Source organism: Zavarzinella formosa DSM 19928 (genome assembly GCF_000255705.1).
Classification (GTDB): Bacteria; Planctomycetota; Planctomycetia; order Gemmatales; family Gemmataceae; genus Zavarzinella; species Zavarzinella formosa.
In genome coordinates, this window is the sequence record NZ_JH636444.1 from 376,777 (window position 1) to 387,696 (window position 10,920).

At 57.2% G+C, this 10,920-nt stretch carries 5 protein-coding genes; all 5 read left to right on the forward strand.

Annotated elements, in window-relative coordinates:
• Positions 1-580, forward strand: a 580-nt coding sequence (locus BGIM_RS0130550; protein ID WP_202947330.1) for a transposase, incomplete at its 5' end; no start/stop codon positions are given.
• A gap of 251 nt (positions 581-831) precedes the next feature.
• Positions 832-1,764: a hypothetical protein gene (locus BGIM_RS0130560; RefSeq protein ID WP_020473482.1), complete on the forward strand. Its 933-nt coding sequence runs from the start codon at positions 832-834 to the stop codon at positions 1,762-1,764.
• Positions 1,761-3,644: a hypothetical protein gene (locus BGIM_RS0130565; RefSeq protein WP_020473483.1), complete on the forward strand. Its 1,884-nt coding sequence runs from the start codon at positions 1,761-1,763 to the stop codon at positions 3,642-3,644. The genes BGIM_RS0130560 and BGIM_RS0130565 overlap by 4 nt, the downstream gene beginning before the upstream one ends.
• A gap of 1,383 nt (positions 3,645-5,027) precedes the next feature.
• Positions 5,028-9,422 (forward strand): AAA family ATPase, encoded by a 4,395-nt coding sequence (locus tag BGIM_RS0130570; protein WP_157369545.1) that lies wholly within the window; start codon positions 5,028-5,030, stop codon positions 9,420-9,422.
• On the forward strand, positions 9,422-10,549 hold the full coding sequence (locus BGIM_RS0130575) for a hypothetical protein (RefSeq protein ID WP_157369546.1): 1,128 nt from the start codon (positions 9,422-9,424) through the stop codon (positions 10,547-10,549). The genes BGIM_RS0130570 and BGIM_RS0130575 overlap by 1 nt, the downstream gene beginning before the upstream one ends.
• The last annotated feature ends 371 nt before the right edge of the window (positions 10,550-10,920 follow it).

Genomic DNA, 10,920 nt, shown 5'->3' on the forward strand with positions numbered 1-10,920 from the left:
CTGGGTGTTGGGGTTCCAAGACGAATGTTGGTGGAGTCGTCTGGCCCGGCCGAACCTCCATGTCTGGGCGGCGGGGAAGCCCAAACGGTTGCAAGAACTCACGCTGGCCCCCGCCGATGCCGACCCCAAGGCACTGGCCTGTTACGGGTTGTTGCGGACCGACACGGGCGGCATGATGCTGCGGTTCGTGGACGGCCGACCAGTCAGCCAGGTCACAACCGACTATCTGGCTTGGGTCTGCGCGGAACTGGCCCGGGAGGGCAAGAAGGCCCTGCTGATGGTCTGGGACAATGCCTCCTGGCACATCAGTGGAATCGTGCGTGCGTGGGTCAAAGAACACAACCGCCGGGTGAAACGGGAGGGTGGTGTGCGTCTGGTGACGTGCCGGCTGCCAAGCAAGAGTCCGTGGCTGAACACGATCGAGCCCAAATGGGTGCATGGCAAACGGGCCATCGTGCAACCGGAGCGGGTGTTGAGCGCCTCGGAGGTCGAAACACGGGCGTGCGATTACTACGGCTGCAACCAACATCAACATCTTCAGCAGACGGACCCGCCCAAGAAACGGAAAAAGGTCGCTTGAACCTGCACTAGGTGTGGTGTTCAAGTCCCTCGTTGAGGTGATCGAGGAGGGGGGGCAACTCCCTCCCACGCAAGCCGAACTTGTCGAACTGACCGGAATCCCCAGGGCAACACTCTCCGAGGACTTCCAGTTGCTGCGGGAAATTTTCTCGAGTTTTATTGTCGGAAACCCGGATTCCTAATCCAAAACCCGGTTAAGAAATTACTAAATAATGACACTCGGCCCCTCGCGGGCCGACAAGGGATGGGATCATGTCAATCCACGGCCCCAATGACCGCATCCGAAATGCGATCAAGCAGACCGTCGAGAGGCTGGCGAAGCAGTCACCGCCAACAGTCAATAGCGACGTGCCAGCAGTCGGTGATTTATACGTCTTCGACGCGGGTGATGACGTCGCCTTGGAATGGTTGGTGGTGCGGTTCCATCCGGACGATTCCAGCTTGCTTCTCCTGGCTCCCGCGGATGATTTTCCGCTCGCCGGACCCCCCGACATCGTCCTTCCCGAAACCCTCGTCGGCCGCCGTCTCACCATCCGTTGCGGCGAGACGGACTGGTTCCCCGCAGATTTCTGCGAGTCGCGGTTGCGGGTCGGTGCCGTCCCGGAGCAGGCCATCTCGTCGGTTCGACAGCGACTGGCTGATCTGGTCCGAGGCCGACCCGTCGAACCGGCGGATCGGTCGGCGGATTTCGACCCCGAGTATGAAGAATGGATCGGCGATGTCTCACGGGCGAGGAGCGGATTGCTGGTTCGCTCCGAACTTCCCAAAACGCCACGGGATGACATCATTCTGCTGTCTTCGCTTTCATCCGCCACACCGCCGTCGCTTGCCTACGCTCCGGAGTACTCTCTCGCGGCAGAACCGGGGAGCACACTGTTCGCGGATTTGGCCCAAGTGATCGCCAGCGCCGACGCGGTGAAATACCATGAGGTCCAAGAGCTGGCAGGCGGCCAGTTGTTCCTCCAAGTTGATACCCTCGGCGTACGCGGAGTCTGGGAAGGTTCATTTGAATCGGCTCCGACACTGAAAGGAAGAGACCATTCGGGGGATGAAACGGACTTGGGCTGGCGGCAAGGCCCCAAGGGTCGGCTGCATCAAAGCGAGCGATTCTGCCCGTGGGTGGATGGCCGGGCTTCGCTGATCATCGAAACCGTCCCGCCCCGGCGCCTCACCATCGAACAATGACCTCATCTTCTTTTATCCTCGAACTGTCCGCGATCGCAGACGAGGCGTTGTTTCGTACCAATCCGGTTTGGTGCCTGGAAAAGCTTCTCAAACGATGGGAACAAGACGACGCCACCCGGATCCGGCTGTCCGCTCGGTTGTCGGCGTTGCTTGAGGCGCTGCCGACGTTGGGTTTCTTTTTGCCTCCCGACTCGATCAGCAATTGGGCGAGACGCCACGGCCCGCTCTCAATTCGTGAAGGCGCCAAGAACCAAAGCCCTCCCGCGCCGGGGGTTGTTGGAGTGATCGTGGATGCGGGATGCCAAGAAACTTGGGTGGTTCCGTTGCAGGCGGAGCGGTCGGCGGCATGGGAGGTTGATCCAACGCTTCCCTTTCGACCGGGGGGAATCCTTCAGGATCTGTTCATCAAGTTCCTTCACACGCTCGGGTTGCCAAGTTTGGAAGGCGTGCCAGAGCGGTTTGCCTTCAAAATCACTGATTCATTGGGAAGGCGTAGCGACGGTCCGTCCATGCACGTCGCAGGGTTGCTGGCGGTGATCAGAGAGGCAAATGCCCGGCCGCAGGAGTTGGATCGCGTGTGTGCTGTCGTGGAACCACAAGCGGACCGGCTGATCTCTGTGGGCGGTGTCAAAAGAAAACTGGATGCCTTCCTCCGGGAATTCGGGCCGGGAACCTTGCTGGTTCGCGCCAAAAGTTCTGACGAAGCCAGAGAATACGATTGTCGCTTCGATGAGGTGTGGGAGGTTGATTCGGTGCCGGACTTGGCGAAACGGTGCGAAGAACGGCAGTGGCTGAGGATCTTTCTAGACGATCAACCGTTGACCACAATCGACGCTGACGCCGTCACGGCCAGGATTCGACGGCTTGAGGAAATTGAGCATAGATACAAGGAGGCGTTGGATCTTGCCTGCCGCACTGAACGCTGTGGATTCTCGGCGGGAGTTCCCATGCGGCTTCGCAGTAAGGTCCGTCAGTGGATGACGGATCTGAACCGGCACCTCGGTTTTTATCAGAGATCGGCAGAACTCGCGGAAGAATCGTGTCGGCGAACACGGTCTTCGCAGGCTTTTTCGTATGAAGACCAGGCCCGGGCCGATGTCGACCACGCCGCCGCCCTCTACGCCCCTCACCGTTTCGACGAAATCCTCCGAATCTTGGGCGTGTGGCAAGACCGGCTGAAGAGCGATCCTCGCTTGGTGACACCAAGCGCGCGGGTCATGATATTCAACACTCTTGGCAGGTCGTTAATCGCCCTCGGTCGGTCAGGCTGGGAGGAGATGTTCCGCCAGTCAGAGGAGATTTTGGAGGAGTTTGAGCCCACCGACCTGCCACGGACTTGGTGCTACATGGCCCAAGGATGTCTCCGCAATGGCCGCCTGGGGGACGCCGAAGATTATTTGTGCCGAATCGAATCACATCCGGGTGTCAACAAGATGTCCCGAAGAATCTGCCGCGTGGCAAAAGCCGATGCGGCCAGACGCCGTGGCGAACTCTGGATCGACCCGGAAATGGAGCGTGCGGTCGTTTCCCGGGAAGTCGGCCATCCATTCGGGTTTTACTTTCAAGCGACCGCCCGTCAAAGCGGCCGCGACGCCGCCGACTCGCTAGCTCGTTTCCACCGTTCCGGCGAGTTTTTCGCACAGGGCGCGCCAGACGGCGACGAGCAAAACATTCAACGCTTTCTCGCTGAATGTGTCCGTCTGGCCCAAGCCGCCTGGGAAGACAATCAGCGTCGATGGGACGAATCGACGGAGGCCATCGCCAAGTATTTGTCTTCAAATGGATTTTCAGGGCATTATCGTAATTGTCTTCCCGAAGCCGGCTCAATTCCGTCTCGCAGTGCGGTGGAAACGCTGTTGGATCGAGTTCCTTTTTTCTAAGCAATTGAAAGAATTACCGGTGCCGGCATATCCCTTTTGCCGCTTCCTGGCATGCGAGCGATGCAAGAATGGCAGAACACAAATCATGACTTTTGTGACGAGAAGCAAATGAATGGCGAAGAGTTTGAACGTGAAAATACGACGGACACGCTTCGATTGCATGATTGTGTGTCAGGGTGTGTGAGGATACTTGAACATCTAAAAGCAGGCATTCCGTGTGATCTCGAAGACTTTCAAGCTCGGTTGGAACAATGTAATCAATTGGCTGATACAATCAGCGCTCGAATCGAATCGTTGGCAACCCGGCTTGCCATTGAGCCTCCCAAATGGCGAAACCAGAATGAGTTTGAGGCGATCACACTTGAATTGACAACTCTGCTTCGGGAGGAAGCGAGACGGATCGATGTTCGGGAATGTTTGACCGAAGTGGCAAGATTGCTGCAAGGCGGCCATTTTATTAATCCCACAAAGCGAGCCAGACTGACAGTGTATGATGGCGTGCGCGAGGCCGCCGCCGCCGAATTAATTGCCGCAAGTAATACGATTGCCAGCCTGCCCGGGCCGAAAGATCCCGCTGAATGGCTCATATGGGCATGGGACCAAACTCCCGACGCACTGATAGTCATCGGCGAAAATGCTCCGTCGTTCGCCAGATTGCTAATGGAAACAGACTCGAGCCAATGGGTGCCTCCGAATAATCCGGTCGTCCGGCCGGCGCCTCAATCGACAACAAACTCGCAATCCACCCTGCCATCTACGACTTCAAACGACTCTTTGGCAACCGCCGTTCCGAATTCTAATTCGTCGGCCAAAACCGAGGTGATGCCTGTTGTCACCACGGAGATGACGCCCGACCCCTTGCCGGAAACTATTCCGCATGGTCGGCTGCCAGATCAAACTAGTATCGAAATGTGTTCGCCGGAACCTAATAACGCTTCGGTAAAAACCGACCCAACGCCTGAGCGAAATGCCCCCAAAGGCTCCAGCCTCAGCAAATTGCTTTTTACAAAGGCTTTGCGCGGCAAATCGGCCGGACTTCCTCAACCTTCTGTCGAGCATCGGTCGCCCGTGGCCGAAAGATCGCAAGTTGAGAATCCTCAACGCGTTAAGATTGCATCATCGGAAACTAATGTCCGGCTTCAACAGTCTGACGCCGCCGACACGGAAGCACTCCCGCCTTGCGAAACCGAGCTCGAGCAGATTGGACAACCTGATAACTCGGCGCCGGTTCTTCCAGGATCTCCCGCCGTGCCTCCGGTTGAGTCGCCCCTTCCAAAACCTGACGTCGTCCCGGCGAATCCCGAAGCGTCCGAATCATTTTGGGTTTTGTTGGAGGGGTGTCGACACGGCCTGGCCGCGCATCTCCTCGAATCACTTGAATCGATGCCCCCGAACGTCCCATCACCGGCGCTGCTTCGAGCCGTCGCGCTTGCCCCGGCCTTGATCCACATGAGCGGAGAAGTGGCCATCCACGTGGAACGAGAATTGAGAGAATTGAGCGACTTCAGCGATTCGCAACCCGTTGGCGAAGCCATCGAGTTCCTGCTGGCCGCCGCCACGTTGCGCCCCGCTTTGCTGGCTCCGGGGACAGGGGCGGACCATCTCCTGTCGCAACTCGCGTTGGGAACACGGTCCAACAAATTGTCGCAATTGTGTGCCGTGGTGTGTGAGTTTTCCAAAGGACGACTTCCATTGGAAATTGAGGCCGCGGGGCAAAAAAACACCGTGCAAACGTGGGAGGAAAACTTAAGCCGGGTGATTCGGCAAACGAACGCATGGATGCGAGATGCGGTCAGCAAAACACTGAAGTTCCAAACGGCGACTGCCATATGGCAGAGCTGGGTGAAGAATCCGGACGGACCTGTTCATATGTTGTTCAGACATATGATGGATCCCAAGTTTTCCGGCCTACCCCATGCAAGCCGGGCGAAAGGCATTGATGAAACCCGCGAATGGGCCGGTCATTTGGGGGATCAGACTTGGATTCGAGGACGAGTGGACTCGGACGACGCCAGATATAAACAGCGGCGCTCGATACGAATTGTCGGGCCTCCTTTCGACAGAATCGTTGACTACGCGGCCGAAGCTGTCCAATTTGCTTTTCGGTGGCTCGACCTGCAGCAAAACACCCCGGCGGACAGAGAGAGCTATTTGGCGGCGAAGTCGGGGCACTTTCGTGACAGCGCAAGCCGCCTCATCCCGAGCGTTATCGAAGAATTAAATGCCCGCATAGATTCTGAGTCAACTCCGTTCATGAGGGTGGCGGTCCAGGCATGTCAAGACGCGGTGGGGGACGTCCGGTCACTGATCAAGCATGACGCCGGAAGCGAGCGCGAAGAGGGGGCGGTTTACCGCTTGCTCCACGCGGATCTTTTACTCACGAACGCGCCCGTGACCTCTAACGGCACGCCGGATCCGTCGTTCCGGCCGAAGTTGGCCGCCTCAATCATTGACACCGTTCGCGAGGGTTTCCCGGGCTTGGAAGAGGCGTTCGACCGGCGAACCGAGACGCGCGATCATGTGGCCACTCGGTTGATCATCGATTTGATCAAGAAGCAACCCGGCTCATCCGAAACGGCCGAGTCACTCGAGTTCCGGCGGGAAGAAGCAATTGTCGATTGCCGGGAGGCGTTGCGCTTGCGACTTGTCCGCACGCGGGATGAGGTCGAACAGGCGCTCGCCTTCGGCTGGTTGAAAGAAACTCAGCACACCAACCTCATGGCGACAGTGCGTCAGGTGGAGCAGCGTGGTGACAGCGTGCTCCGGTTCTCCTCCGAATACGACGCTTTAGACGGCGTGGTTGCCGAGATCAAAGCGTGTCGTGACGCAAAAGTAGAGCTCGCGCGCAAGGAAATTCAAAATCGCTTGAAACTCACTCATCCGGCCTTGCGGCGAATTCATCAGGCGCTGGACTTGGGCGATGTTTTCACGGCAACCGATTATCTGGAAAAAGCGATCCGCGGCGACGAGTTGCCAAGTGACGAAGCCGGACGGGATGTCTTTGCCGAGTTTTTCCCATCGCGGGCCGAGGAGTTGGAGAGACAGTTCGGGGAAAGGGGCGCGTTCGGTGGATTGGTTTCGGCAATTGAGCGGGGACAAGAATGGGGCGGGCTTTCGCTTGCCGTGGCACCTGGAACGACGCCGGACACCGGACTTAGGTCGATGTTTGTCGCATGGGCAACAGCCGCCAAAAACAAAAACTTGGCTCCGGAAAACGTTCGAAGAATTTTTGAGGGGTTGGGGTTCACGGTAAACAAGGTGGAGCCCCGGGGCACAACTTCTCGGTTCGACGTGTCAACCCTGCCCGTCGAGGAACGCTCCTTGTGTCCGCTGCCGGCATTTGGATCGGACGCCCGCGGGTTGTACCGCGTCCTCGGTGTTTTTGATCATCCCCACCCGCGGGCGCTAATTAATCAAGTCGGACAAGGTTATTCGGGGCCGACGATTGTGTTTTTTTTCGGCCGGCTGACTGTTATCCAGAGGCGGGAAATAGCTCAAATCAGAACCGACCATCGTCGAACGTTTGTCATACTTGACGACACGCTTCTGGCTTTCCTGGCTGGTGAAACAGGTTCTCGCATGGCCGGCCTGTTTGCCTGCGGCCTGCCGTTTACTCATGACGACCCTTATCAAGTCACTTCAAGTCTTGTTTCCCCGGAGATGTTTTACGGGCGCAAAGTGGAGAGGGAATCCCTTCTCAATCCTCGCGGTTCATGCTTGGTGTACGGAGGGCGACAACTGGGGAAGACGGCCCTCCTCCGGGACGTTGAAAGGGAATTCAAGCGTGTTCCCGAACAGATGGCCCTGTACTTCGCGCTTCGGGACGAGCGGGTTGGGGTTGACCGCGAGCTCTGGCCGTTCCTGGCCGAAAAATTCAAGGACAAGGGGCTGGTTCCGGCCAGCGTCCCGAAAAACATCGGGGGCGATGCCCTGTTGGGCCACGTGCGGGACTGGCTGGACAAAAATCCCGCCCAACGCCGCTTGCTGCTGTTGTTGGACGAGGCGGATCAATTTCTTCTCAAAGACTCTGACGGCGGGGAGAGAGGCCCAGCCGCGGCCTTCGAAGCGGTGAACGCCCTTAAGCGGCTCATGGAAAACTCCGAACGCCGGTTCAAGGTTGTTTTCGCCGGATTGCACAATGTCCAGAGAACGACCCGGCTGGCGAACCATCCGCTGGCTCATTTCGGCCGTCCGATCTGCATCGGGCCGCTGCTGGACGAGTGGAAAGAAGCTCGCAGCCTGATCGAGAAGCCGTTTGCGGCCTTGGGCTATCGCTTTGCTTCGCCGGATCTGGTCACCCGAGTGCTGTCTCACACAAATTATTATCCCAGCCTGATTCAACTTTACTGTCATTCGCTGCTCAGGCACGTCACCAAGTCCAGCTTTGCGGCGTTCGATTTGAAAAACGTCCCGCCATATGTGATCACCCCCGATCACATCGAGCGGGCGTATCAAGACGAGGCTCTCCGGGGCGCCATCCGCGAGCGATTCACCTGGACTCTCCAACTCGACCAACGATACGAAGTTTTGGCGGCCATCATCGCCCATCGCGCGGTCGCCGAAAACGCGACGGCGATCGGCCTCACCGCCGCCGAAGCCAAGGAGTACGCGGAATCTTACTGGAAGGTCGGCTTCTCCGAACGAATTGCGGGGACCGACCGGCCTCTGGCCGAGGACGCTGTCCACGCCCTGCTCGACGAGATGGTGGGGTTGGGGATTCTTCGACATGAGCGAGGCCGCTACGGGTTGAGGAGTCCGAACATATTGCTGTTGATGGGAACGGAGGAGGAAATCCAAGCCACTTTGGTGCGGGACCGGGAGCCTTCTCTTGATCGCCTGCCCGTCATCCAATTCCGGCCTCCACTGGCGGACACTGCGGGAAACCCCGACCGGAGCCGCCGCAGTCCGTTGTCTTTGGGGCAAGAATCTGAATTGCGAAGGAGAGCCAACGGGGTGGCCGTCGTCTTTGGCGTCGCCGCGGCGGGGTTGGCTGATTTGCGCACGGCAACGGATCAGTCGTTCGGGCAGTCCAATGTGATTGCGATCGAGAAGACCGGTCTTCAGGAGTTCGCTGCCGATCTGGACAAAGCCTGTGAATCCCGCGCGACTGAGTTGACCGTGATTTGGATCGGCTCCGGGATTCCTTGGAACTCGCAGTGGGTCGATGCCGCCTTGGACAAATTGGACCGGTTGGTCGCCGAAAAGTATGTCCGGGTGATGTTCGTGGCCGATCCTCAGAAAACATGGGAATTATCCGGAGAATCGGCCCTCGACCAACTCCGTGAGCGGGGCACGAGAATTTACACCTTGGAGCCGTGGTCAGACACGGCGATCCGGCAGTGGCTTGACGATACGCAACTTGGTCCCGCCGCTGACAAGACAGGCCGGGAACATTTGCTACGGGTCACCGGTGGCTGGCCGCATTTGCTGGAGGCGTTCGCCAGCCGCATCCAGAAACGCGGGGAGGTCGCGGGTTGGAACCAATCGGTGTCGCAGACGGAGGCCCTTTTGGATCAAAAACTATTTCGCAAAGAATTGACCCGAATGTTCGGTTTTGACATTCCGATGGTCTCTGACGTGCTTCGGTGCGCGGCACAATATGGCGAAGCATCCGAAACCGAGCTTGATCAACTTGTGAATGCCGAATTAGGCGAGAAAGCGGGTTGCCAAGTGGGGCGTGTGCTCCGGTGGGGAGAACTTCTCCGAATTACCTACCCAGCCCCGGCCGGATGGACCGTCGATCCGCTAGTGGCAAGATTGTTAATGAGTGATGCCTGATGACAACAGCATCCTCTTTCTGGTGGTCGCTACCCGGCCCCAGCCGGTTTATTGAAGCGGTGGCCGGTTCGTTAAATGACGGCCGAAGCGTCGTCGTCCCGACTCCTCGTATCAGACCGCCACAATTCAATGACGCCATCCGCAGGGCCTGCGACCCCGCCGGGTCGTTCCAATGGTTTGAATTCACCTGGCGAGGCGAAAAAACCTCCCCCGCCAACTGGCTCGCGAGACAACTCCTCAAGGATAGCCCATCCGTCCATGTCGACGGACGAATCTTGGCTTTGTCAAACGAGTTGCCTTCCGGGATCTTGTGGATACACGGACTGACGATGGAACATTGGCTGGCTTGGAAAGATTTTTTGAAGTCTTATGCCGCGGGGTGTCTCGCTCGCCCTGCGCACGACCGAATGGCAATAATTGCTCCAGTTGCCGGATTGAACCCGAGTTCTCAGGGGGTGACCGACGTTTCGCTGGCCGTTGTCCCCTGGATGGGGTGGGTTGGTTCGCACGATCAATTGTCATACATCGCCTGGCAAACACGGGATCGTGGCCGCAGGACTGTGATCGATGAAGTGTCGATTGCCATTGCCGCCGAATTGTCGGGGTTCGACCCAGGCCTGGCTGAAGTATTGTCAACTCTCCCCTTGGAGAAGCTGATCAATCCGATCAGCACATTGTGCGAGTATTCGCAAGACTTTGAATGGACAACCTTTCCCACGTCTCAATTTGAGCAGTGGGAAAATGGAATGGTTCATTATACGGACGCCAGTTTGACAATTCACTCCGGCGTGTTGGCAATGAAAGGCGACCAGACGTCAAAAGACGAGTTGACCCATCGAATTTGGCGGGCGCAAGTTTCAGTTTTGCTTCCATTTGTGGAGATGCGAAGACGCGCGTTGGTTGAGCATTATATGTCCGTGTTGATCCCGCCATTCCGTCTTCTGTCGGGGGATGTTGTTGATCGAGTATTCGATTTGGAAATAGGCCAGTTGGAATGGGAATTAACACGACAGCAACAACCGGTTCCTCGATGCGTTTCCATCTTAAAACAAATCCGTAATCGCCTGGCCCACTTAAAGATCGTGCCCGCGGAGCTTATCCGCAATCCTGCGATCAGTATGGTTTGACAAGTCACGCGTCATCCGAAAAATTTGTCTCACTAATCAGACTAATTGCTTCGAATCGTCCGAGGATTCCAGCTTTTTCAAATATCACATGCGGAACATGTTTTTCTCGACAGGCATTGCTGCTAATCATTGTGGTGAACGGAGCCTCCTTGGAAACACTTGTTTTCAACCACAGGATATTTCATCCGGCGAGTCGTTCGAAGCATGTCTTGAGGCCCGCGGGAATAAAAGATATCGTCATCGACTATCTGTTCGCCGGTCACACCACGAAGAAGCGACTCCTTGAGGATGTAGGCTTGTCAGTCGCTATCTGCTCTCGATTCTACTAAATAGGTCCCGCCCTGCCCGAAAGTATCGGTGATTTTAGACAG

Coding starts and splice junctions, on each gene's coding strand:
- BGIM_RS0130560 (WP_020473482.1), top strand. CDS start 832: ATGTCAATCCACGGCCCCAATGACCGCATCCGAAATGCGATCAAGCAG.
- BGIM_RS0130565 (WP_020473483.1), top strand. CDS start 1,761: ATGACCTCATCTTCTTTTATCCTCGAACTGTCCGCGATCGCAGACGAG.
- BGIM_RS0130570 (WP_157369545.1), top strand. CDS start 5,028: ATGCCCCCGAACGTCCCATCACCGGCGCTGCTTCGAGCCGTCGCGCTT.
- BGIM_RS0130575 (WP_157369546.1), top strand. CDS start 9,422: ATGACAACAGCATCCTCTTTCTGGTGGTCGCTACCCGGCCCCAGCCGG.